The sequence below is a fragment of the Methylobacterium sp. J-118 genome (genome assembly GCF_057836565.1).
The window spans coordinates 1112865-1133844 of sequence record NZ_JBYQFA010000001.1 but is presented as its reverse complement, the minus strand read 5'-3'; the positions used below and the strand labels follow the sequence as shown (position 1 = coordinate 1133844).

At 69.8% G+C, this 20980-nt stretch carries 23 protein-coding genes, 1 tRNA gene and 1 pseudogene; 16 read left to right on the top strand and 9 right to left on the bottom strand.

From position 1 onward, the window contains the following. Positions 1-8: 8 nt before the first annotated feature. The 3 genes from AC3IF3_RS05510 to AC3IF3_RS05500 all read left to right on the top strand — a co-directional run bounded on the left by AC3IF3_RS05510 (position 9) and on the right by AC3IF3_RS05500 (position 2047). A complete protein-coding gene (locus tag AC3IF3_RS05510; RefSeq protein WP_489220026.1) occupies positions 9-296 on the top strand; it encodes a BrnT family toxin in 288 nt (95 codons plus the stop codon). Then, positions 241-531, top strand: a complete 291-nt coding sequence (locus AC3IF3_RS05505; RefSeq protein ID WP_489227720.1) for a hypothetical protein — start codon at positions 241-243, stop codon at positions 529-531. The genes AC3IF3_RS05510 and AC3IF3_RS05505 overlap by 56 nt, the downstream gene beginning before the upstream one ends. A gap of 82 nt (positions 532-613) precedes the next feature. Beyond that, entirely contained in the window at positions 614-2047 is a 1434-nt protein-coding gene (locus AC3IF3_RS05500; protein WP_489227719.1) for a glutamate synthase subunit beta, read from the top strand. 53 nt (positions 2048-2100) lie between these two features. Here AC3IF3_RS05500 and AC3IF3_RS05495 read toward each other — a convergent pair whose 3' ends face one another. The 3 genes from AC3IF3_RS05495 to galE form a co-directional block, all read right to left on the bottom strand. Beyond that, the gene (locus tag AC3IF3_RS05495) at positions 2101-3534 is read right to left on the bottom strand and encodes an SGNH/GDSL hydrolase family protein (protein WP_489227717.1); all 1434 of its coding nucleotides are present in this window, start codon (positions 3532-3534) and stop codon (positions 2101-2103) included. An 85-nt stretch (positions 3535-3619) separates the two neighbouring features. After that, positions 3620-4825 (bottom strand): lytic murein transglycosylase, encoded by a 1206-nt coding sequence (locus tag AC3IF3_RS05490; protein ID WP_489227716.1) that lies wholly within the window; start codon positions 4823-4825, stop codon positions 3620-3622. 4 nt (positions 4826-4829) lie between these two features. Then, positions 4830-5822 (bottom strand): UDP-glucose 4-epimerase GalE, encoded by a 993-nt coding sequence (gene galE, locus AC3IF3_RS05485; protein WP_489227714.1) that lies wholly within the window; start codon positions 5820-5822, stop codon positions 4830-4832. 234 nt (positions 5823-6056) lie between these two features. Between galE and galU the strand changes: the two genes are divergently transcribed. After that, positions 6057-6926 carry a UTP--glucose-1-phosphate uridylyltransferase GalU gene (gene galU, locus AC3IF3_RS05480; RefSeq protein ID WP_243965023.1) on the top strand — a complete coding sequence of 290 codons (870 nt, stop codon included), beginning with the start codon at positions 6057-6059 and terminating at the stop codon, positions 6924-6926. A 276-nt stretch (positions 6927-7202) separates the two neighbouring features. Here the strand turns inward: galU and AC3IF3_RS05475 are convergent, their stop codons facing one another. Then, positions 7203-8105 carry an N-formylglutamate amidohydrolase gene (locus AC3IF3_RS05475; RefSeq protein WP_489227713.1) on the bottom strand — a complete coding sequence of 301 codons (903 nt, stop codon included), beginning with the start codon at positions 8103-8105 and terminating at the stop codon, positions 7203-7205. A gap of 206 nt (positions 8106-8311) precedes the next feature. On the opposite strand from AC3IF3_RS05475, the gene cpdR reads away from it, so the two are divergent. The 4 genes from cpdR to AC3IF3_RS05455 all read left to right on the top strand — a co-directional run bounded on the left by cpdR (position 8312) and on the right by AC3IF3_RS05455 (position 10381). Further along, on the top strand, positions 8312-8668 hold the full coding sequence (gene cpdR / locus AC3IF3_RS05470) for a cell cycle two-component system response regulator CpdR (RefSeq protein ID WP_003603128.1): 357 nt from the start codon (positions 8312-8314) through the stop codon (positions 8666-8668). 120 nt (positions 8669-8788) lie between these two features. Beyond that, positions 8789-9058 carry a glutaredoxin 3 gene (gene grxC / locus AC3IF3_RS05465; RefSeq protein WP_243965026.1) on the top strand — a complete coding sequence of 90 codons (270 nt, stop codon included), beginning with the start codon at positions 8789-8791 and terminating at the stop codon, positions 9056-9058. After that, on the top strand, positions 9051-9908 hold the full coding sequence (locus AC3IF3_RS05460; protein WP_489227712.1) for a carbon-nitrogen hydrolase family protein: 858 nt from the start codon (positions 9051-9053) through the stop codon (positions 9906-9908). Before grxC ends, AC3IF3_RS05460 begins: the two co-directional genes overlap by 8 nt. 20 nt (positions 9909-9928) lie before the next feature. Then, on the top strand, positions 9929-10381 hold the full coding sequence (locus AC3IF3_RS05455) for a DUF1178 family protein (protein ID WP_489227710.1): 453 nt from the start codon (positions 9929-9931) through the stop codon (positions 10379-10381). A gap of 66 nt (positions 10382-10447) precedes the next feature. On the opposite strand, the gene AC3IF3_RS05450 is transcribed toward AC3IF3_RS05455, so the two are convergent. Next, the gene (locus tag AC3IF3_RS05450; protein WP_489227709.1) at positions 10448-10936 is read right to left on the bottom strand and encodes a disulfide bond formation protein B; all 489 of its coding nucleotides are present in this window, start codon (positions 10934-10936) and stop codon (positions 10448-10450) included. 2 nt (positions 10937-10938) lie between these two features. Next, positions 10939-11520 (bottom strand): YqaA family protein, encoded by a 582-nt coding sequence (locus AC3IF3_RS05445; RefSeq protein ID WP_489227708.1) that lies wholly within the window; start codon positions 11518-11520, stop codon positions 10939-10941. A gap of 126 nt (positions 11521-11646) precedes the next feature. Here AC3IF3_RS05445 and AC3IF3_RS05440 point away from each other — a divergent pair. The 4 genes from AC3IF3_RS05440 (at position 11647) to AC3IF3_RS05425 (ending at position 14075) form a co-directional block, all read left to right on the top strand. Continuing rightward, positions 11647-11731 (top strand) — tRNA-Leu (locus AC3IF3_RS05440). Positions 11732-11871: 140 nt separating this feature from the next. Then, positions 11872-12813, top strand: coding sequence for an NAD(P)/FAD-dependent oxidoreductase (locus tag AC3IF3_RS05435; protein ID WP_489227706.1), 942 nt, complete (start codon positions 11872-11874; stop codon positions 12811-12813). Next, positions 12810-13754 (top strand): histone deacetylase family protein, encoded by a 945-nt coding sequence (locus tag AC3IF3_RS05430; protein WP_489227704.1) that lies wholly within the window; start codon positions 12810-12812, stop codon positions 13752-13754. Before AC3IF3_RS05435 ends, AC3IF3_RS05430 begins: the two co-directional genes overlap by 4 nt. Positions 13755-13901: 147 nt before the next feature. Beyond that, entirely contained in the window at positions 13902-14075 is a 174-nt protein-coding gene (locus AC3IF3_RS05425; RefSeq protein WP_489220015.1) for a hypothetical protein, read from the top strand. Between the two features lie 27 nt (positions 14076-14102). Here the strand turns inward: AC3IF3_RS05425 and AC3IF3_RS05420 are convergent, their stop codons facing one another. From AC3IF3_RS05420 to AC3IF3_RS05410, 3 genes and pseudogenes are all read right to left on the bottom strand, one after another. Further along, entirely contained in the window at positions 14103-15251 is a 1149-nt protein-coding gene (locus tag AC3IF3_RS05420; protein WP_489227702.1) for an alanine racemase, read from the bottom strand. A 296-nt stretch (positions 15252-15547) separates the two neighbouring features. Then, positions 15548-16183: a 2-dehydro-3-deoxy-6-phosphogalactonate aldolase gene (locus AC3IF3_RS05415; RefSeq protein ID WP_489227700.1), complete on the bottom strand. Its 636-nt coding sequence runs from the start codon at positions 16181-16183 to the stop codon at positions 15548-15550. After that, a pseudogene (locus AC3IF3_RS05410) lies at positions 16180-17058 on the bottom strand (2-dehydro-3-deoxygalactonokinase). The gene AC3IF3_RS05415 and the pseudogene AC3IF3_RS05410 overlap by 4 nt, the downstream one beginning before the upstream one ends. Positions 17059-17255: 197 nt before the next feature. Between AC3IF3_RS05410 and AC3IF3_RS05405 the strand changes: the two are divergent. The 4 genes from AC3IF3_RS05405 to AC3IF3_RS05390 all read left to right on the top strand — a co-directional run bounded on the left by AC3IF3_RS05405 (position 17256) and on the right by AC3IF3_RS05390 (position 20979). Further along, complete coding sequence (locus tag AC3IF3_RS05405) at positions 17256-18014, top strand: ABC transporter ATP-binding protein (protein ID WP_243965048.1); 759 nt, start codon at positions 17256-17258, stop codon at positions 18012-18014. Next, positions 18007-18750: an ABC transporter ATP-binding protein gene (locus AC3IF3_RS05400; RefSeq protein ID WP_489227698.1), complete on the top strand. Its 744-nt coding sequence runs from the start codon at positions 18007-18009 to the stop codon at positions 18748-18750. The genes AC3IF3_RS05405 and AC3IF3_RS05400 overlap by 8 nt, the downstream gene beginning before the upstream one ends. Before the next feature lie 95 nt (positions 18751-18845). Next, entirely contained in the window at positions 18846-20063 is a 1218-nt protein-coding gene (locus AC3IF3_RS05395) for an ABC transporter substrate-binding protein (protein ID WP_489220010.1), read from the top strand. Positions 20064-20091: 28 nt separating this feature from the next. After that, positions 20092-20979, top strand: coding sequence for a branched-chain amino acid ABC transporter permease (locus AC3IF3_RS05390; protein ID WP_489227697.1), 888 nt, complete (start codon positions 20092-20094; stop codon positions 20977-20979). Position 20980: the final 1 nt, after the last annotated feature.

Genomic DNA, 20980 nt, shown 5'->3' with positions numbered 1-20980 from the left:
CGGTCCCCATGCGTATCGTCTACGATGTCGAGAAGCGGGCTCGCACGCTGCGTGACCGCGGTCTCGATTTCGAACGGTGCGCAGAGATCTTCACGGGGACCGAGCTGACCCGCCAGGACACGCGGGGTGAGTACGGCGAGTCCCGATGGGTGACGGTCGGCTATATCGATGACCGTCTCGTCGTGACAGTCTGGACGGAACGAGACGGCGATCGGCGGATCATCAGCTTGAGGAAGGCCAATGACCGAGAGAAAGCGCGCTACGGCGCACGGCTCAGATCGGCCGATCTCCCCTGATGAGATCGGCTGGGATCCGGAAGACGCTCCCGAGCTGGATGAGCGCTGGTTTGCCGAGGCCGATGTCCGGGTCGGCGGCTCTCTGATCCGCCCCAGCGGTCGCGCGGGGAAGACAGAGCAGGTCGACCTTCCGACTGCGCTTATTGAGCCGTTCCGTGCCCGGGGGGCGGATTGGCAGATTCAGATCGAGGTGGCTCTACGGGAATGGCTGGCAGAACATCCTGAACGGGTCTGAGCGGAGTTACGACGAGCGGACATCCGGCTCGTGTGGGTGGTGGTTGGTCCCGTCGCGACACGGGCAGGAAGAGACGAGCACGATGGGCAAGATCACAGGCTTCCTCGAATTCGACCGGCAGGAGCAGAAGTATCAGCTCGCCGCCGACCGCGTGCGGCACTTCCGCGAATTCACCCTGCCGCTCGACGAGCACGACCTGACCAAACAGGCCGCGCGCTGCATGGATTGCGGCATCCCGTTCTGTCACGGTCCGACCGGCTGCCCGGTCCACAACCAGATCCCCGACTGGAACGACCTCGTCTTCCAGTCGGATTGGGAGGAGGCCTCGCGCAACCTCCACTCCACGAACAATTTCCCCGAATTCACCGGCCGCATCTGTCCCGCGCCCTGCGAGGAGGCCTGCACGCTCAACCTCGAGAATCAGCCGGTGGCGATCAAGACGATCGAGCAGGCGATCGCCGACCGCGCCTGGAACATGGGTTGGGTGAAGCCCGAGCCGGCGGAGACCCGCACCGGCAAGCGCATCGCGGTCGTGGGCTCCGGCCCGGCCGGCTTGGCCGCCGCCCAGCAGCTCGCCCGGGTCGGGCACGACGTGCACGTCTTCGAGCGCGAGCCCAAGGCCGGCGGCCTGCTGCGCTACGGCATCCCGGACTTCAAGATGGAGAAGCGCCATATCGATCGGCGGGTGCGCCAGATGGAGGCCGAGGGCGTCGTCTTCCACTACAATCAGAATATCGGCGTGACGAAGCCGGTCGACGAACTGAAGGCCGAGTTCGACGCGGTGATGTTCTGCGGCGGGGCCGAGGATCCGCGCAATCCGCAGCTGCCGGGCCAGGACCTCGACGGCGTCCACTACGCGATGCCTTATCTGATCCAGTCCAACCGGCGCGTGAGCCAGGAGCCGATGCCCGGTAACGGCGAACCGCCGATCCTCGCCGCCGGCAAGAACGTGGTCGTCATCGGCGGCGGCGACACGGCCTCCGACTGCGTCGGCACAGCGTTCCGGCAGGGCGCCCTGTCGGTGACGCAGCTCGACATCCGCCAGCGGCCGCCGGAGCGGGAGGACAAGCTCACCGTATGGCCCTATTGGCCGACGAAGATGCGGACCTCCTCTAGCCAGGCTGAGGGCGCGGAGCGCGAGTTCCAGGCCGCGACCCTGCGGCTCGAGGGCAACAGGAAGGGTCAGCTCACGGGTGTCGTCTGCGCCCGGGTGGATGCCAAGCGCCAACCCATACCCAGCTCGGAATTCGTGCTCCCGGCCGACCTCGTCTTCATGGCGATCGGCTTCGCGGGTTCCGTCCAGAGGGGGCTCCTGGAGCAGTCCGGGATCGGCGTGAGCAAGCGCGGCAACGTCGAGGCCAACGAGGAGGATTACCGCACCTCGGACGGGAAGATCTGGGCCGCGGGGGACATGCGCCGGGGCCAGTCCCTGGTGGTCTGGGCGATCCGCGAGGGCCGTCAGGCCGCCCGCGCCATCGATGAGACGTTGATGGGCGCGAGCGTCCTGCCGCGATAGGCGCGATCGGGACCGGCGCCGGCGCGCTCAGGCCGAAGAGGACCGCTCCAGCCTCATCCGGGCGGCCAGCGGAAATCGTCGGCCCGGCCGGGCTGCGGCATCGGGGCGTTCCCGCGCAGCAGGGTCCGCTCCACGGTGCCGAGGTTGTCGGCGTCCCGGGGGCGGCCGCTCAGCAGGGTGCCCCCGGGCGAGACTTCCATCCGGCTCAACGGCACGACGGGACCCGCCGCGGGCTTCACCGGAAGGGCCGGCACGCCGGGGGGCTCGGGCAGGCTCGGCAGCATCGCGGTGATCTGCCGGTCGATCGCCGCCGTGTCGGTGGGCTGCCCGGTCCCGTCGAGGCTCGGGCCGGAGACCGAGGGCGTGGTGCTCGGTGCCACGGCGGCGGGCGGCTGATCGGGCTGCGCCGGCGCCGTACCCATCAGGCGCTTGAGCTCGACATCGGCGAAATGCGCCAGCTTCCGGTCGCCGGCCTTGGTGAAATGGACGCCGTCCGCGGTACGGAGCTTGGCGATCTGACCCTCCGGATCCGGCCCCGAAACAGCATACCGGTCCCGGTCGTCGACGAAGCCGGGCCAGATGTCGACATAGGTCGCGCCGGCCTTGGTGACGCTGTCGCGCACGATGTCGTTCACGGCGGCCAGGTCGCGGCTCAGCGCCTCGCTCTGCATTGGCGGGAGCCCGACCCAGATCAGCGGCAGCTTCCGGTCGGCGAACACCTTGACCAGCGCGTCGACACGGGCCCGGTACAGGGTACGCCAGCGGTCCGTCAGGGGATCGGCGGTCTCGTCGCCCTCGCGGATGGGCTGGCGGTCGTTGGCCCCCATCATGACCAGGGCGTAGCGGACCTTCGGGTTCGCCTGCAGATAATCCTGCACCGCCTTCGGCCAGTCGACCACGTCCTTGCGCACGAGACCGCTGTCGCCCTTGGCGCGATCGATGACGGCGACGTCGGCATTGTCCTCGAACACGTCGTCGAGGCCCTTCGCGAGGTGGTCGGCGAGGGAATCGCCGAACACCGCGATCTGAACGTGCGGCTCGGTCTTGGCGACGGCGGGCTTCGGCGGCGTCGGGGCCCTGGCCGGGCGCACCCGGTGCTTGATGGCGGGCACCGGCCGCTGCGCCTCGGCGGGGGCGTAGGTGTTGCGCGGGCGCGGCGCCCGATAGGTCCGCTCGGGCGGCGGGGCGACCGGCTGCGGCCGGTCCTCCCAGGGCCAGTAGAATTGGCGCGGCGCTTCCTGCGGCGGCGCGTAGCGGGGCTGTTGCCGCCCGTAATTGCCGTCATCCCGGTAATAGGCGTCCCGGGGGCGCCGGCGCGGCGGCGCCTCGTAGTAGGCGCCATTGCCGGGCTGCTGGTACCCGTCGCCCCACTGCGCCAGCGCCTGGGCGCCACCGAGCAGCGGCAAGCCGGTCAGCCCCAGCGCGCCGGCCAAGGCCAGCTGAACAGGGCGGATCGCGCCACTTCGGTGACCGACTTTCATGCGCATCCTGTATTCTTCATCGGGAACGACGCCGTCCTTATCACACGCACTATAGGGCGAAGGCGGCTGCCGGTCTAAACCGTGATCTCGGTCAGGGGCCCGGCGCCCCGCGACCCGCGACATGGGCGAGGAGGGCTGCCGTCGCATATCCGTCGGCCGGCAGGCCTGCGCCGATCTGGTAACGGCGTACCGCCTCGCGCAGCTTGGGCCCGGCGCGGCCGTCTTTGGGCCCATCATAGTAGCCGGTCGCCGCGAGCCCGGTCTGGAGCGCCCGCAGTCCCGGCCCGTCGAGGCCCGCCGCCGCGGGCCAGGCCGCGGCCAGCGCGGGGCCGCCGCCGAGCCGATCCGCGAGATGGCCCACCGCCAGAGCGTAGGAATCGGACGTGTTGTAGCCCCGGATCACCTCGAAATTGTCGGTGATCAGGAAGGACGGTGCGCCCCGGCCCCCGGGCAGGAACAGGCTGGCGCGGCCGCGGGGGGGCAGCGGGTGGCCGTCGGCACGCCGGACGCCGCGCTCGGCGAAGGCGGCGAGGTCGCCGGTGTAGCGTGCCAGATCGAAATCGCCCGGCAACAGCACCTCGTAGCCCCACGAGAGCGCCGGATCCCAGCCGCGATCCTTCAGATAGGCCGCGATGGACGCCAGCGAATCGGTCGCGCTGGTCCAGATATCCCGCCGGCCGTCGCCGTCGAAATCGACCGCATGCGCCAGATAGGTCGAGGGCAGGAACTGGACTTGGCCCATGGCGCCCGCCCAGCTTCCGCTCATCCGCTCCGGGGTGACGTCGCCCCGTTGCAGGATGGTGAGCGCCGCGAGCAACTCGTCGCGGAACAGGCTGCCCCGGTGACCGGCCGCGGCCAGGGTCGCGAGGGCCCGGATGGTCGGGATCCCCCCCGCGCTGGCGCCAAAATCGGATTCGATCCCCCAGATGGCCAGGACCACCGGACCCGGCACCCCGGAGCGGCGCTCGATCGCTTCGAGCGGCCCGGCCAGGGCAGCCGCGCGTGCACTTCCCTTGGCGATCCGGCCGGCCGAGACGGTGCCGACCAGATAGTCCCAGACCGGGCGCACGAACTCGCTCTGGCGGCGGGTCCGGGCCAGGATGCCGGGATCCGGCGCCGTCACACCGCGGAACGCCGCGTTGAAGGTCTCCGCGTCGATGCCCCGGGCCGCGGCATCGGGGCGCAGGCCGTCGATGAAGGACCGGAAGGCACCCTCAGGGCGAGCGTCCGCCCCGGCACGCGTCGTTGCAGCTGCGAGGCCCAGGACGGCCGCGAGCAACCCCCTGCGCGACGGCATCCGCTCAGATCCGGTTGCGCTTCGACAGACGATCCTCCCAGGCGAGCGCCTGCGCCACGATGGTGTCGAGGTCGTCGTGGCGGGGCTGCCAGCCCAGCCGCGCGCGGATCTGCCCGGCCTCGGCCACGATCTGCGCCGGATCGCCGGCGCGGCGGGGACAGAGCCGCACCGGAAAGTCGCGGCCGGACTGCCGCTTCACCACCGCGATCACGTCGAGCACCGAGTAGCCGCGCCCGTAGCCGCAATTCAGCGTCAGGCTCTCGCCCCCCGACCGCAGGTGGTCGAGTGCCACCCGGTGCGCCTCGGCGAGGTCCGAGACCTGAATATAGTCGCGCAGGCACGAGCCGTCCGGCGTCGGGTAATCGGTCCCGTAGACGTCGAGCCGCTCGCGCTGGCCCAGGGCCGCCTGCGTCGCGACCTTGATCAGGTGCGTGGCGTTCGGTGTCGACTGGCCGGACCGGCCGCCCGGGTCGGCACCGGCGACGTTGAAATAGCGCAGGATCACGTAGGAGAAGCCGTGGGCCGCCGCCGCGTCGGCGATCATCCACTCGCTCATGAGCTTCGAGCGGCCGTAGGGGTTGATCGGCCTGAGCGGAAGGTCCTCGGGGACGGGTACGATCTCCGGCTCACCGTAGACGGCCGCCGTGGAGGAGAAGATCACGTGCCGCACGCCCGCCCGGACCGCGGCCTCGATCAGGGCGCGGGTCTTCACGGTATTGGCGAGATAATAGCCGAGGGGGTCCGCGACGGATTCGGGCACCACGATCTTGGCGGCGAAATGGGCGAGGGCGTCGATCCGGTGCTGCAGGATCGTCTGGGTGACAAGGGCCTGATCGGCGACGTCGCCCTGCACGAGCTTGACGCCCTCCGGAACCGCCCAGTCGAAGCCGGTGGAGAGATCGTCCAGAACGACGACCTCCTCGTGGCCGGCGTCGAGCAGGGCCAGAACCATGTGGCTGCCGATGTAGCCGGCGCCGCCCGTTACAAGGACCGCCATGTCATCCCCCCAAAAGCCGTCGCCAGTAAGCCTGCTTACGTGGTTGCAGACGGTATATTTACGGCAGGCTAACCCATACTATCCACATCGAGCCCTTGCGACGCGCCGCGTTAGCCTGTCTCACTGGCGCACCGGCCACCGGCGTGGGTGACGGGCTCGGCGCGGAGCGCGTCGAACCTGTCACCGTGAATCGTCGACCACGTCGTTCCATTCTGTCCTTGGGGTTACCGATCGATGAAACCGATCCGCAAGGCCGTCCTGCCCGTCGCGGGCCTGGGCACGCGCTTCCTGCCTGCGACCAAGGCGGTCCCGAAGGAGATGCTCACCGTCGTGGACCGGCCGGTGGTGCAGCACGTCGTCGACGAGGCAAGGGAAGCCGGCATCGAGCATTTCGTGTTCGTGACCGGACGCGGCAAGGCGGTCATCGAGGACCATTTCGACATCGCGTTCGAATTGGATCACACCCTGCAGGAACGCGGCAAGACCGCCGCTTATGAGGAGTTGAAGAAGGATCTGCCCCGGGCCGGGCAGACGAGCTTCACCCGCCAGCAGGCACCCCTCGGGCTCGGCCACGCAGTGTGGTGCGCCCGGGAGATCATCGGCGACGAGCCTTTCGCCGTTCTGCTTCCGGACATGCTGAGCCGCGGCTGCATGCAGCAGATGCTGGCGACCTACGAGCGCCACGGCGGCAACGTCATCGCGGTCGAGGAGGTGGCACCCGAGGAGACCCATCAGTACGGGATCGTGAGCGTCGGCGAGACCTACGGCCAGTCGTTCCAGATCACCGGCATGGTGGAGAAGCCCAAGCAGGGCACGGCGCCCTCGAACTTCATCATCTCCGGCCGCTACATCCTGCAGCCCGAAATCTTCGGGATCCTGGAGCACGGCAAGAAGGGCGCGGGCGGCGAGATCCAGCTGACCGATGCCATGATCGACCTGATGGAGACCCAGGATTTCTTCGGCCTGCACTACGAGGGCCGGACCTACGACACCGGCTCGAAGCTCGGCTTCCTCACCGCGAACCTCGCCTATGCGCTGGAGCGCAAGGATCTGGCCGGTCCGCTGAAGGCCGAGATCGCCAAGCTCCTCAAGGAGCACGGTTGAGCGGGGCACCGCCCCTGAGAAATTCCGGCCGATCGGTCCGGCTACGGTTCCCTGAGAGGACCGCTCGTTGACTGCCATGCAGCTATGCGTCGGATGCGGCGGCCGCCGCGATTTAGCCCTTGCGTCTTGTGCGGCGCACTTTATTTTGTGCGTTGCAGGATCGCGATGGCGTCGCGGTTCCGCAGCCCTTCTTGGGCGTTTCCTCCCTAGACTTCGGGCCGCTCCTTCGGGAGTGGCCTTTTTTGTTTTGGGGACCGCGGGCTCGCGGGATCGTCGCTATTCGGCGGCCATCCGGCGCGGCGCGAGATCACCCAGTCCAATCGCCACTTCGCCGATCACGGCGCGCAGCGCGTCCACAAGTCCGGGAAACCCGGAATTCATCACGAGGCTCGTCTCGTTCATGTAGAGCGCGCGATTGACCTCGATCTGGAGGGCGTGGCGTCCGAGGTTCGGCTCGCCGTAATGCTCGGTGATGAAGCCGCCCGCGTACGGCTTGTTGCGCACCACGTTGAAGCCGCGTGCCCGGAAGGCGCTGTCGAACCCGTCGATCAGCGCGGGGGCGCAGGCGGTCCCGAACCGGTCGCCGAGCACGACATCGGCCTTCATCTCCGTATCGCGCCCCAGGCTCGATGACGGCATGGAATGGCAGTCGATGAGCACACAATGGCCATGGCGCTGGGTGGTGCGCTGGATGAGGCCGCGCAGGATCCGGTGATACGGCTTGTACAGGCCCTCGATCCGCGCGGTCGCCTCCTCGACCGGCAACCTCCGGGCGTAGATCTCCTGTCCGTCGGCGACGACACGCGGAACCGTCCCGAGCCCTCCGGCGACGCGCATCGAACGCGTGTTGGCGAAGGCCGGCAGCCGCCCGTCGAACATGCGCGGGTCGAGCTCGAACGGCTCGCGGTTCACGTCCAGGAACGCCCGGGGAAAGTTCGCCCGCAGCAGCGGCGCGCCGAGCTCGACCACGGGCGCGAACAGGCGCTCGACATGCGCGTCCTCCGACCGGCGCAGGGTCAGGGCATCGAGACGCGACGCGGCGATGAAATGCGGGGGGTAGACGGACCCGGAATGACCGGTATTGAACACGAACGGAAGGGTGTGCGCCGCGGGTTCGTCGACCGCATAGGGCGGGGCGAATCCGAAGGCGTCTGGCTTTACCGATTCGGGAGCGCTCATCGATGCGTGGACAACCCGGCGACGGAACAGGCACGGCAAGCGCGCAGTGTGGTGTGCGTTCGCCCGCCTGTCCACTCCGCGGCGGCGGTCGACGGTGCCGTTCGAGGGATTCCGAACGCACCCTGCGGCGATGATCCTAACACCTTGTTTACCATCGCCTCCCTTTATGGGATCAACACCCTGACACGAAGGCGCGGATCCGGCCGATGAAAATCCTGCTGGCGGAAGACGACAACGACATGCGCCGGTTCCTCGCCAAGGCGCTCCAGAACGCGGGCTACGACGTCCTGTCCTTCGACAACGGCCTCTCTGCGTACAATCGCCTGCGCGAGGAGCCGTTCGAGCTCCTGCTGACCGACATCGTGATGCCCGAGATGGACGGGATCGAGCTGGCGCGGCGCGCCACCGAACTCGACCCCGATATCAAGGTGATGTTCATCACCGGCTTCGCGGCGGTCGCGCTCAACCCGGATTCCAAGGCACCGAAGGATGCGAAGGTCCTCTCGAAGCCGTTCCACCTGCGCGATCTGGTCAACGAGGTCGAGAAGCTGCTCGCCGCCTGAGCGCCTTCGCGTCGACCCGGGTTCCGGTGGTTACAGGTAAGCCTGTGACCCCGCGGGCATAGGCAATTCGCTCTTCGCGCCCCAATATGGTGGGGGATCACGCGCGGAACGTCGAAGGCCATGCAGCCGGTCACCATCTACACCACAGCGTGGTGCCCCTATTGTTCGGCGGCCAAGAGCCTGCTGAAGGAGAAGGGTGCCGCCTTCCAGGAGATCGACGTCGAGCGCGTGCAGGGCTCCCGCGCCGCCATGGTCGAGAAGGCAGGCGGCCGCACCAGCGTCCCGCAGATCTTCGTGGGTGCCACGCATGTCGGCGGCTGCGACGACCTCTACGCGCTGGAACGGGCCGGCACGCTCGACCGCCTCCTGAAAGACACCGCCGATGCCTGAGGCCCGCTTCACGGCCGCCTGCGTGCAGATGCGTTCGGGTCGGGACCCGGCCGCGAACCGCGATGCGGCCGTGGCGGGCGTGCGCGCGGCGGCGGCCCGGGGGGCCGCCTACGTGCAGACCCCGGAAATGACCTCGCTGGTGGAGCGCAACCGGGAGCGGCTGTTCGCGCATGTCACCACGGAGGACCGCGATCCGACGCTCGCGGCCCTGCGCGAGGCCGCCCGGGAGACCGGCACGGTGGTGCAGGTCGGGTCCATCGCGGTGCGGGCGGGCGACCGGATCGCCAATCGGGCGTACCTGATCGACGCCGATGGCGCGATCCTGGCTGCCTACGACAAGCTCCACCTGTTCGATGTCGATTTGCCGAGCGGCGAACGCTGGCGGGAATCGGCGACCTATACCGGCGGTACCTGTGCGGTGGTCGCCGCCACGCCCCTGGCCGCGATCGGCCTGACGATCTGCTACGATATCCGCTTCCCCGGCCTGTACCGGGCGCTCGCCGAGGCGGGCGCCGAGGTGCTGACCGCACCGGCCTGCTTCACCCGCCAAACCGGTGCGGCCCATTGGCACATCCTGCAAAGGGCGCGGGCGATCGAGACCGGGGCCTTCGTGATCTCGGCGGCCCAGGGCGGCGTCCACGAGGACGGACGCGAGACCTTCGGCCATTCGCTGATCGTCGATCCCTGGGGCCGGGTCTTAGCCGATGCCGGCGGCGACGAACCCGGGATCATCCTGGCCGAGATCGACCTGGCCCAGGTGGCAGACGCCCGGGCCCGGATCCCGTCCCTGCAGCACGGACGCGCCTTCACCGTCGAACGGATCGGCCGTCCGGTCGTGCCGGCACAATAGGCACCGCGAAAAGCGACAGTATGATCCGGTACAGTCTCGTCTGCGAGGCGGGGCACGGCTTCGAGAGCTGGTTCCCGTCCTCCGATTCCTACGACATGCAGGTTGCCCGCGGGTTCGTGTCCTGCCCGGTCTGCGACAGCGCCTCGGTCAGCAAGGCCTTGATGGTGCCGAGCATCGCGCGCAGCGACCGCGGCGCCTCCGTGCCCCCGGCGCCGGTCGTCGAGGCGCCAACGACCCTGATCGCCGAACCCGAACGGCAGGTGCGGGCGATGTTGCGGGCCCTGCGGGAGCAGGTCGTGGCGAGTTCCGAGCATGTCGGCACGCGCTTCCCCGAGGAGGCGCGCCGGATCCATTACGGTGAGGCGGAGGGCCGCTCGATCTACGGGGAGGCGAGCCCCGCCGAGGCGCGCGCCCTCATCGAAGAGGGGATCGAGGTGGCCGCACTCCCGATCCTGCCGGACGACCGCAACTAGGCGATCATCCCGACCAGGGGCCTTCAGCGGGAGGCGCGGCGCCGGGGCCGGCCGCCCCGCAGCGGGTCAGGGTCGCGCCGCGGCCGTTCCGGCCAGCGAGGCCAGCGCGAAGGCCACGAGGGCGTTCCAGCCGGCCAATGAGAGCCCGAACACGCGCAGGGCGGCCACCGAGCAATCCACCACCTTGGTCGATTGCAGGGCATTGAGAAAATCCCCGACCTGTCCGGGGTTGGCCCCCGTGCCGCCGCCGCAATCGGTCGGTCCGGGCCAGAAGCCCCATTCCGCGCCCGCGTGATAGACGCCGATCCCGGCCCCGTAGAGCAGGCCGAGGGCCGCGAGCCCGAGGGCAATCCGGGCAAGCCGCTCCGGCACGAACAGGGCGATCACGCCCAGCGGCAGGGCCGCGTAGTAGGGCAGGCGCTCCGTGAGGCAGAGCTTGCACGGGGCGTAGCCGTATCCGTACTGCATCACCAGCACGGCACAGAGCGTCAGGGCGGAGAGGATCGCCAGCCACAGGCCGGCGGTCTTGAGACGAAGCGCAGCGGCCGTGTTCATCGCTACAGGATCACCTTGAACAGCAGGAAACCGAGGACGACCAGCGCCACGGAGATCGCCACCACGACGTTGAGGTGCCGGTCGAGGACGCCGCGGATCTGCACCCCGTAACGCCTGAGCAGACCGGCCAGGATGAAGAACCGGGCGCCCCGGGTGATGATCGACAGCACTGTGAACCAGAACAGGCTGTAATGGGCGAAGCCCGACGTGATCGTGACGAGCTTGTAGGGGATCGGCGTCAGCCCCTTCAGCAGGATTACCCAGTGGCCGTACCGGGCATAGGATTCCTGGAAGGTCGCCGCCGAGTTCTGCAATCCGTAGAGCCGGATCAGCCATTCCCCGACCGAGTCGAACAGAAGTGCCCCGATGGCGTAGCCGACGAGGCCGCCGAGGACCGAGGCGACGGTCGCGATGGTGGCGTAAAGCCAGACCCGGTCCGGGCGGCTCACCGCCATCGGCACCAGCATCGCGTCCGGCGGCACGGGGAAGAACGAACTTTCCGCGAAGGCCACGGCGCCGAGCGCGTAGGGCGCGGAGGGCCTGACACTGAGGGCCAGGATCCACGCGTAGAGCCGGCGGAGCATTCGGTGTCCCGGATCGAGGTATCGGCCGCCCTTTGAGCATAGGCGCTGCGCCTTGGCCAGATCGCGGCGACGCGCGAAAAATACGCTTGGCCGCCGCCGCCGACCTGTGCGAAGAGCGCCGGGCAGGCGGGTATGGCGGAACTGGTAGACGCGGGCGACTCAAAATCGCCAGCCGCAAGGCGTGGGGGTTCGATTCCCTCTACCCGCACCAAAGCCGCGGCCCGCGCCGGCATCGATCACCGCGCCCGTGACAGCCGTTAAGGGCAGACGGTCGCGCTGACGCCGGCCTGGGCGTTCCCTATCTTGGTCGAGATGCGGCTCTGCGGGCCGCTCCTCGAACAGGGCGATGCCGTGAGTGAGCCTCGGAGCGTGGCGATCCTGGGCGCCGGCATGGCGGGGGCGGCGGCGGCACGCGGGCTCGCGGAGGCCGGGCTGAGCGTCGCAGTGTTCGACAAGGGGCGCGCGGTCGGAGGCCGGATGGCGACCCGGCGATGCGGGTCGCTACAGTTCGACCACGGGGCCCAGTTCATGCGGGCCCACGGGGCCGCCTTCGCGGCGCGGCTGGCGGAGTGGGAGCAACGGGGAATCGTCGCGCCCTGGGCGGGTGCCGCGCGCTGGGTCGGAATCCCCGATATGACCGCTCCGGTCCGCGCGCTCCTGGCGGGGCTTCCCGTAGCGAGCGGCGTCACCATCACGCGGGTCCGCCGGACCGGAGCCGGCTGGCACCTCGACACCGCCACGGGGACGACCCACGGCCCGTTCGACGCCGTCGCGCTCACCTGTCCCGCGCCGCAGGTGAAGGCCCTGCTCGACGCGTCCGGCTTCGCGCTGCCAAACATTGAGGCCGCGACCTACGCACCGTGCTGGTCGCTGATGGTGGCGGCCCCGGGCGCGGCATCCGAGGCGCTGATCGAACCCCGGGAAGATCCGGTCGGTCTGATCGCCCTCGACTCGTCGAAGCCGGGCCGGCCCGGGGGGCTGCGCCTCACGATCCACGCGACGGCGGCCTGGTCGCGGGTCCACCTCGAGGAGCCGCACGAGACGATCGTCGCGGCGCTGCTCGCCGGCGCGGAGCGCCACCTCGGCATCGTCCTGCATCCGACCCATGCGGAGGCCCATCGCTGGCGCTACGCGCAGGTGGACCATCCCCTCGGGGTGCCGAGCCTGTACGATCCGGCCCTGCGGCTCGGGGCGGCCGGCGACTGGTGCCTCGGGGGGCGGATCGAAGCCGCCTACGACAGCGGCGCGGCGCTCGCCGGTTCCATCCTGGCCGATCTCGGCACGGCCGCATGATCCCGCCGATCGCGTTCCATCCCGCCTACGAGGCGAGCCTGCCCGCCGGCCATCGCTTTCCGATGCGGAAATACGGTTTGCTCGCCGAAACGCTGATCGCCCGGGGACTCGCGCCGCTCGGCTTCGTCACGCCGGAACCGGCCTCCGCCGATATCCTCGTCCGCGCCCACGACCCCGCCTATGTGGAGGCGGTCCTGACCGGCACCGTGAGCCGTGAGGTCGAGCGGGCGATCGGCCTGCCCATCGACGCCGCGGTGGTCCGGCGCTCGCGCAGCTCCGTGGGCGGGACCCTGCTGGCGGCGCGCCTCGCCCTCGCCGAGGGTCTCGCCGGAAGTGCCGCCGGCGGCAGCCACCATGCCCGCCGCGAGCAGGGGGCGGGCTTCTGCGTGCTGAATGACGTCGCGGTGGCGGCGCGCACGCTCCAGGCCGAGGGGCTGGTGCGGCGCGCTCTGGTCGTCGACCTCGACGTCCATCAGGGCGACGGCACCGCGGATTGCCTCGCCCTGTGTCCGGACCTGTTCACGCTCTCGATCCACTGCGAGAACAATTACCCGTCCCGGAAGATCGCCGGCGATCTCGATATCGGCCTCCCGGACCGGCTGGGGGATGAGGGCTACCTCGACGTGCTGCGCGCGCGCCTGCCGCACCTGCTCGACGCGCTCGCGCCGGATCTCGTGTTCTACAACGCCGGCGTTGATCCGCACCGGGACGACCGTCTGGGCCGGCTCTGCCTCACGGATGCGGGCCTGTTCGCGCGGGACCGCTTCGTCGTGGCGCAGGCCCGTACCCGTGGGATCCCGCTCGTGGCGGTGATCGGCGGCGGATACGCCACCGACGTGGACGCCCTGGCGCATCGGCACAGCCTGGTCTTCGAGGCGCTGGCCGCGGAGGCCGCGACGGAGCCGGCACCCGCCCCGGCCCGGGGCCGTACCGGCGCATGATGCACCGCCGCATCAGGGTCCGTCGAATGGAGCCGAAGCTTCGCCCTGGTAAGGTTTGCGCAAGCCCCACGTCCCAGGTTTCGAGGCGCGCGGATGTCTCCTGCGAGGCGTCCGCGACTCGTATCCTGTCGCCGTTGAGGTTGAGCCATGCTGGCGCGGGTCTGGGATATCGTGAAGGCGACGCTGGCGGTGGCGGCCCTGATCGCCGCGGCACTCGTCTCGGCCGACAAGCTCGACCGGCAGCGGGCGCAGCCGATCGTCGGCGTGGCGGCGGGCGATCCCGTGGCCACGGGTGCGATCACGCCGGCCCTGCGCCCTTGAGCGGCAGGTCCCGATCCGGACCGCGGCTCACCAGCCGTTGATGCGCGGCCAGACCGCGCCCGTCAGATGGCCGCCCGCGATCTCGTGGTAACGATCATGCTGGGCGCCGGTGGCGCAGGCGTGGTTCGGCAGGATGCGCAGGCGCGCGCCGACCGGCAGGTCGGGCAGGGCGGCCGCAGAGCCCGTCCGGACGGCCAGGATGCCGTGCTCCTGGTTGGCATCCCGGACGATCAGGTCCGGATAGGGGCGGCCGGCGCGGTCGCAGGCGACGCCGTAGCCCTGGTCGACCGCCTGCCGGGCCGTGCCCCGGTCCCGCGACAGCGCCATCCAGCCGGCATCGGTGATGATCCAGCCCTTCTCCCGCTGGTGGCCGATCACCGTCGTCAGGACGGTGAGGGCGATGTCGTCCACCGCGCAGGAGCCGACGCCGGCCTGGAACAGGTCGCCGATCATAAAGACGCCGGCGCGGACCTCCGTGATGCCGTCCAGTCGATGCGCATAGCGCGCGGTCGGCGTTGAGCCGACGCTGACCACCGGGCAGGGCAGGCCGGCGTCCCGCAGCGTCGCGGCCGCCGTCACCGCGGCCGTGCGCTCGGCCTCCGCGGCCGCCCGCAGCGCACCCGGGTCGCTCAGCCCGTAGCTGTCGCCCGCGTGCAGCAGCACCCCGCGCAGGCTGGCGCCCTCGGCGAGGACGCGTCCGATCGCGACGAGCCGCGCGGAATCCTGCGGCGTCACCCCGGAGCGATGTCCGTCCGCGTCGACTTCGATCAGCACCGGCAGCCGGTCCCCATTGCGGCGGCTCCAGTCCGCCACGGCCTGCGTCTGCTCCACCGAATCGAGGATGATCGCCAGATCGGTCTGCCACGCCCGGCGGATCCGCCCGACGCGCTCCAGCTTCTGCGGAGCGATCCCCACCCCGTAGATCAGATCCCGGACGCCGCCCTCGGCGAAGTATTCCGCCTCGCGCAGGGTCGAGACCGTCGCGGGCCCGGCCTCGGACGCCATGGCGATCCGGGCCACGTCGCGGGATTTCGCGGTCTTGAGATGCGGCCGCAGGACCACGCCGAGCCCGTCGAGCCGCGCGCGCATGGCGGCCACGTTGGCCTTCAGCCGGTCGCTATCGAGCAGAAGGCAGGGGGTCTCCAGGGCGTCGAGCCCACCGCTCTCCTCTACCATCGGCCCGCTCCTGCCTGTCCGCGATGCTTCACGCTTCGCAAGGAAATTATCGTTCGGTCCACGGAAGGGACAGCCAAGGGCGCCGCCTCGCCCGCAGAGGCTTGCGAGTTCACGCATCGCTGCCGGATGCGGGCCACGGTCGGGCCCACACGCGTCTCCCTACCTCACACAGGGGGAAGGGAGGGCCCGCGGCAGTTCTGGACAGACATACCCGTCGGCTGAGCGATGAATCAAATGGTCACGGTGCGCGCCCAGCGTCCTGAGGGCGTATAGCTGCTCCGCGGATGGAAACGCCGCTACCCGGCCCTCCGCAGGGCATCCACGAAGGCCGCCGCGTCGCGCGCGATATCGGCCGCATCCTTGCCGGGGCGATAGAGATTCGAGCCGAGACCGAAGCCGTCGGCGCTGGCCGCACGCCAGCCGGCGATCCCGTCCGGCGTGACGCCGCCGACGGCGAGCACCCGCGTCCCGGAGGGAAGCACGGCCCGGTGCGCCCTCAGCGCCGCCGGCGAGGCGACGTCCGCCGGGAACAGCTTGAGCGCGGTCGCGCCGGCGGCAAGCGCCGCGAAGGCCTCGGTGGGCGTCTGGTAGCCGGGCAGGGAGACGAGCCCGAGGGCGCAGGTCGCGCCGATCACGGTTGCATCCGTGTTGGGCGAGACCACGAGGCTCCCGCCCGCGGCGCCGATTGCCGCGACCTGCGCCGGGTCCAGCACGGTGCCGGCCCCCACGAGGGCGCGCCCGGAGAGGCGCTCGGCGAGGATCGCGATGCTGCGCAGGGGATCCGGGGAGTTGAGCGGCACCTCGATCAGGGTGAACCCGGCCCCCACCAGGGCCTCGCCCACCGCCGGCGCCTCCCCGGGCGTCAGCCCGCGCAGGATCGCCACCAGCGGGCAGGCCGCGAAGGCCGCCTCGAATCGGTCGAGGATGGTCATGCGCTCAGGCTCCAGATGGCGTGGACGCCGGCCGTGATCGAACCCTCCGGCACGATGACGGGGGTCCCGCCCATCTCGGTCACCGCGACCGCGTAGAGGGCGCTCAATCGACCGCCGCCCAGCAGATGGACCGGACGGCGCCCCAGATCGTCCCGGGTCGCCACATCCGCCCCGATCAGCACGCCGCTGGCGTAGGCGGCGGCCTCGGACCGGGGAAGCCGGTCGAGGAGCAGGCCGGCCCGGACCTCGAACAGGGTTGCGGCGATGTTGGAGGACGCGATCCCGCGACGCAGCCCGCGCCGGAACGGGGCGCCGTCCGAGACCACCCCGTCGAGAAGGCCCGCCATGATGCCGTGGGACCGAAGCAGCGCGAAGAGCTCGCCGGTCATCACCGTGGTGAAGGTCGTGATCGCGCCGTCGACGGTCTCGACCCATTTGTTGTGCGTGCCAGGCTGGCAGAACAGCGCCGTCGGCGGCGCCCCACCCGCTCGGATCGCCCCGAGAACCTGGATCTCCTCGCCGCGCATCACGTTGGGCCTCCGGCCGTCCCGCAGGGCAACGCCGGGCACGATGCGCACGCCCGGCGCGACGTCCCGGCAGGCGTCGGCGAGGCGCTCCAGGGTGGCGGGGGCATCGACATAGGGGGCCTCACACCAGCCCCGGCTGGACCCCACCATCCCGGCGGCGATGACCGGCCCGGCGCCGAAGCGCGCGCGCAGGGCGGTGATCTCGGCCGGTTAATCCTCCGGGCCGAGGGCGAGGACACCGCGGTCATCCTGCGCTGACGCGATCACCGCGCCGTCGGACGCCATCGCGTAGGCGCGCCGGTTGGTCGTGCCCCAATCAACGGCGATATAGGCCGCGCGATCGACCATGCTTCCCCCCGGCGGCGAATTTGTCTGAGTTAAGTCGAAGCCTATGGGCGGTCAAGCGCGGGCGGATCCGGAGGCCGGCGGTGAATAACGGATATCACCGGCCGGGGATTGTCCCGTCGCGCCGAGCGTTTGCGATGGACGGAAGCCGGGCGGTTCGGCGATATGGCGGCAAGAATCGAAAATCGGGAGGGAAGCGCTTGGCACGGGACGTGATCCTGGCGACCGATGGCCTGACGATGGAATTCCGCGGGTTCCGGGCCGTCAACGGCGTGGCGCTGCAGGTCGAGCGCGGGACGATACACGCGCTCATCGGGCCGAACGGGGCCGGCAAGACCACGTGCTTCAACCTGCTGACCAAGTTCCTCATCCCGACCGCCGGCACGATCCGCTACAAGGACCGCGACATCACCGGCATGAAGGCCGCCGATGTCGCCCGGCTCGGCCTCGTCCGCTCGTTCCAGATCTCGGCGGTCTTTCCCCACCTGACCGTGACGGAGAATGTCCGCATCGCCCTGCAGCGCCGCCGGCGCGGCGATTCCTTCGACTTCTGGCGGCCGGAGAAGGTGCTGCGGGCGCTCGACGGCGAGGCGCTGGCCCTGGTCGAGGCCGTGGGCCTCTCGGACTTCGCCGACGTGCTGGCGGTGGAACTCTCCTACGGCCGCAAGCGGGCCCTGGAGATCGCCACCACGCTCGCCCTCGATCCGGAGATGCTGCTCCTCGACGAGCCCATGGCCGGCATGGGCCACGAGGACGTGGACCGGACGGCCCAGCTGATCCGCCGGGTCTCCAAGGACCGGACCATCCTGATGGTGGAACACAACCTGTCGGTGGTGGCGTCCCTGTCGGACCGGATCACCGTCCTGGCCCGCGGCCAGGTTCTGGCCGAGGGCGATTACGCCACCGTGTCGAAGGATCCGCGCGTGATCGAAGCCTATATCGGGGCCGGACATGCCTGAGACGGCGCTGAAGCCACCCGCTCCGGCCGCGGCGACCGACACCCTCCTCACCGTCCGCGGGCTGGAGGGCTGGTACGGCGAGAGCCACGTGCTCCACGGCATCGATCTCGACGTCCGGGTGGGCGAGGTGATCACGCTGCTCGGCCGCAACGGCGCCGGCAAGACCACGACGCTCCGGGCGATCATCGGGATCCTCGGCAAGCGCGCGGGCTCGATCGTCTATGACGGCGTCGAGACCATCCGGATGGCGTCACGCAACATCGCCCGGCTCGGCCTCGGCTACGTCCCGGAGGAGCGCGGCATCTTCGCGAGCCTCACGGTCCACGAGAACCTGATGCTGCCGCCCCGGGTCAAGCCGGGCGGCATGACGGTGGCCGAGATCCACACCCTGTTCCCGAACCTGAAGGAGCGCGCCGGCAGCCAGGGCACGAAGCTGTCCGGCGGCGAGCAGCAGATGCTGGCGATCGGGCGCATCCTGCGCACCGGCGCCAAGCTGATCCTGCTGGACGAGCCCACGGAGGGTCTCGCGCCGGTCATCATCCAGCAGATCGGCCGGACCATCCAGCATTTGAAAGCCCAGGGCTACACGATCGTGCTGGTGGAGCAGAACTTCCGGTTCGCCCAGACCCTGGCGGACCGTCATTTCGTGATCGAGCAGGGCCGGGTCATCGATATGATCCCCAATGCCGAACTTGACGCCAATATCGACAAGCTTCACGCCTATCTGGGCGTCTGAAGCCTGCAAGCAAAACCGTGGAGGCGCCGGCCTGCGGCGCTCCGAATACATGGCCGACACAGAAGCGTGCCGCGCCGCAGGAGGATGAGAACGCCATGTTCGGACGCATCGCCCGGCCCGTGAGCCTCGCCGCCCTCGCCGGTGCCCTGACGCTGGGGAGCGCCGCCGCCCAGACGCCGGTGAAGATCGGCATCCTCGGCGACCGCTCGGGCGCCTATTCGGACATCAGCGGCGAGGGCTCGGTCGTGGCGGCGAAGCTCGCCGTCGAGGACTTCAAGCCGGAGCAGCACGGGCTCAAGGTCGAGATCGTCTCGGCCGACCACCAGAACAAGCCGGATGTCGGCGCGGGCATCGCCCGGCAATGGTACGACCGCGACGGCGTCGACATGATCACCGACGGGGTGACCTCCTCGGTGGCGCTGGCGATCAGCCAGGTCACCAAGGAGAAGAACAAGGTCTTCATCGACACCGGCGCCGGCACCGCCGACCTCACCGGCCCGCAATGCACGCCGAACACGATCCACTGGGTCTACGACACGGTGGCGCTCGCCAACGGCACCGGCGGCGCCATGGTCAAGCGCGGCGGCAGCACGTGGTTCTTCCTCACCGCCGACTACGTCTTCGGCCAGACGCTCCAGCGCGACACCAGCGCGGTGGTCACGAAAAGTGGCGGCAAGGTCGTCGGCTCGGTGAAGACGCCGTTCCCGACCTCGGATTTCTCGTCGTTCCTGCTCCAGGCCCAGGGCTCGGGCGCCAAGGTGATCGGCCTGGCCAATGCCGGCACCGACACGATCAATTCGATCAAGCAGGCCGGCGAGTTCGGCATCACCGAGGGCGGGCAGGCTCTGGCCGGCCTCCTGGTGTTCTCCTCCGACGTGCACTCGCTCGGCACCAAGGTCGCGCAGGGGCTGGTGCTCACCGAGCCGTTCTACTGGGACCTGAACGACCGGACCCGCGCCTTCTCCGACCGCTTCGCCAAGCAGATGAAGGGCGGCTCGAAGCCCACCGCCAACCATGCCGGCGTCTACTCGGACGTGCTCCATTACCTGAAGGCGGTGGCCGAGCTGAAGTCGACCGCCGACGGCGCCGCCACGGTCGCCAAGATGAAGGCGATGCCCACCGACGATCCGCTGTTCGGCAAGGGCGTCGTCCGGGCGGACGGGCGCAAGATCCACGACATGTACCTGTTCGAGGTCAAGAAGCCCGCCGAGTCCAAGGGCGAGTGGGACCTCTACAAGACGCTCGAGACCATCCCCGGCGATCAGGTCTTCCGTCCGCTCAACGAGGGCAACTGCCCCCTCGTGAAGGGTTGAGGCACGGTCGCGGCGCGGAGGGGAGCCCATGACGACGATCTTCGGCGTTCCGATGCAGGCCCTGTTCGGGCAATTGCTCCTCGGCCTGATCAACGGCTCGTTCTACGCGATCCTGTCGCTGGGGCTGGCGATCATCTTCGGGCTCCTGAACATCATCAACTTCGCCCACGGCGCGCTCTACATGATGGGCGCGTTCGTGGCCTGGATGCTGCTCACCTACGTGGGCTTGGGCTACTGGTGGGCGCTGGGGTTGGCGCCCCTGGTGGTGGGTGCCTTCGGCATCGTTCTGGAGCGCGTGCTGATCGCCCGGCTCTACAAGCTCGACCACCTTTACGGCCTGCTCCTGACCTTCGGCCTCGCGCTGATCATCCAGGGCCTGTTCCGCAACCAGTACGGCGTCTCGGGCCTCCCCTACGCGATCCCGCCCGAACTCTCGGGCGGCCAGCGCCTGCCGTTCATGTTCCTGCCGAACTACCGGGCCTGGGTGGTCGCCGCCTCGCTCACCGTCTGCATCGCCACCTGGCTCGTCATCGAGAAGACCAAGCTCGGCGCCTATCTCCGCGCCGCCACCGAGAACCCGACCCTGGTCCAGGCCTTCGGGGTGAACGTGCCGCTGTTCCTGACCCTGACCTACGGGTTCGGCGTCGCCCTTGCCGGTTTCGCCGGGGTGCTCGCAGCACCGATCTACTCGGTCAATCCGAACATGGGCGCCGACATCATCATCGTGGTCTTCGCCGTGGTGGTGATCGGCGGCATGGGCTCGATCATCGGCTCGGTGATCACCGGCTTCGCCCTCGGTCTGGCCGAGGGGCTGACCAAGGTGTTCTATCCGGAGGCGTCAGCCACCGTGATCTTCGTGATCATGGTGCTGGTGCTGCTCGTCAAACCCGCCGGCCTGTTCGGACGCACGGCCTGAC

Excerpts from the sequence above, each read along its gene's own strand:
- AC3IF3_RS05460 (WP_489227712.1), top strand. The coding sequence starts at position 9,051 with ATGCCTGAGGCCCGCTTCACGGCCGCCTGCGTGCAGATGCGTTCGGGT.
- galE (WP_489227714.1), bottom strand. The coding sequence starts at position 5,822 with ATGGCGGTCCTTGTAACGGGCGGCGCCGGCTACATCGGCAGCCACATG.
- AC3IF3_RS05510 (WP_489220026.1), top strand. The coding sequence starts at position 9 with ATGCGTATCGTCTACGATGTCGAGAAGCGGGCTCGCACGCTGCGTGAC.
- AC3IF3_RS05495 (WP_489227717.1), bottom strand. The coding sequence starts at position 3,534 with ATGCGCATGAAAGTCGGTCACCGAAGTGGCGCGATCCGCCCTGTTCAG.
- cpdR (WP_003603128.1), top strand. The coding sequence starts at position 8,312 with ATGAAAATCCTGCTGGCGGAAGACGACAACGACATGCGCCGGTTCCTC.
- AC3IF3_RS05395 (WP_489220010.1), top strand. The coding sequence starts at position 18,846 with ATGTTCGGACGCATCGCCCGGCCCGTGAGCCTCGCCGCCCTCGCCGGT.
- AC3IF3_RS05505 (WP_489227720.1), top strand. The coding sequence starts at position 241 with ATGACCGAGAGAAAGCGCGCTACGGCGCACGGCTCAGATCGGCCGATC.
- AC3IF3_RS05500 (WP_489227719.1), top strand. The coding sequence starts at position 614 with ATGGGCAAGATCACAGGCTTCCTCGAATTCGACCGGCAGGAGCAGAAG.
- AC3IF3_RS05430 (WP_489227704.1), top strand. The coding sequence starts at position 12,810 with ATGATCCCGCCGATCGCGTTCCATCCCGCCTACGAGGCGAGCCTGCCC.
- AC3IF3_RS05400 (WP_489227698.1), top strand. The coding sequence starts at position 18,007 with ATGCCTGAGACGGCGCTGAAGCCACCCGCTCCGGCCGCGGCGACCGAC.
- AC3IF3_RS05445 (WP_489227708.1), bottom strand. The coding sequence starts at position 11,520 with ATGCTCCGCCGGCTCTACGCGTGGATCCTGGCCCTCAGTGTCAGGCCC.
- AC3IF3_RS05425 (WP_489220015.1), top strand. The coding sequence starts at position 13,902 with ATGCTGGCGCGGGTCTGGGATATCGTGAAGGCGACGCTGGCGGTGGCG.
- AC3IF3_RS05475 (WP_489227713.1), bottom strand. The coding sequence starts at position 8,105 with ATGAGCGCTCCCGAATCGGTAAAGCCAGACGCCTTCGGATTCGCCCCG.
- AC3IF3_RS05415 (WP_489227700.1), bottom strand. The coding sequence starts at position 16,183 with ATGACCATCCTCGACCGATTCGAGGCGGCCTTCGCGGCCTGCCCGCTG.
- AC3IF3_RS05490 (WP_489227716.1), bottom strand. The coding sequence starts at position 4,825 with ATGCCGTCGCGCAGGGGGTTGCTCGCGGCCGTCCTGGGCCTCGCAGCT.
- AC3IF3_RS05390 (WP_489227697.1), top strand. The coding sequence starts at position 20,092 with ATGACGACGATCTTCGGCGTTCCGATGCAGGCCCTGTTCGGGCAATTG.
- grxC (WP_243965026.1), top strand. The coding sequence starts at position 8,789 with ATGCAGCCGGTCACCATCTACACCACAGCGTGGTGCCCCTATTGTTCG.
- AC3IF3_RS05420 (WP_489227702.1), bottom strand. The coding sequence starts at position 15,251 with ATGGTAGAGGAGAGCGGTGGGCTCGACGCCCTGGAGACCCCCTGCCTT.
- galU (WP_243965023.1), top strand. The coding sequence starts at position 6,057 with ATGAAACCGATCCGCAAGGCCGTCCTGCCCGTCGCGGGCCTGGGCACG.
- AC3IF3_RS05450 (WP_489227709.1), bottom strand. The coding sequence starts at position 10,936 with ATGAACACGGCCGCTGCGCTTCGTCTCAAGACCGCCGGCCTGTGGCTG.
- AC3IF3_RS05455 (WP_489227710.1), top strand. The coding sequence starts at position 9,929 with ATGATCCGGTACAGTCTCGTCTGCGAGGCGGGGCACGGCTTCGAGAGC.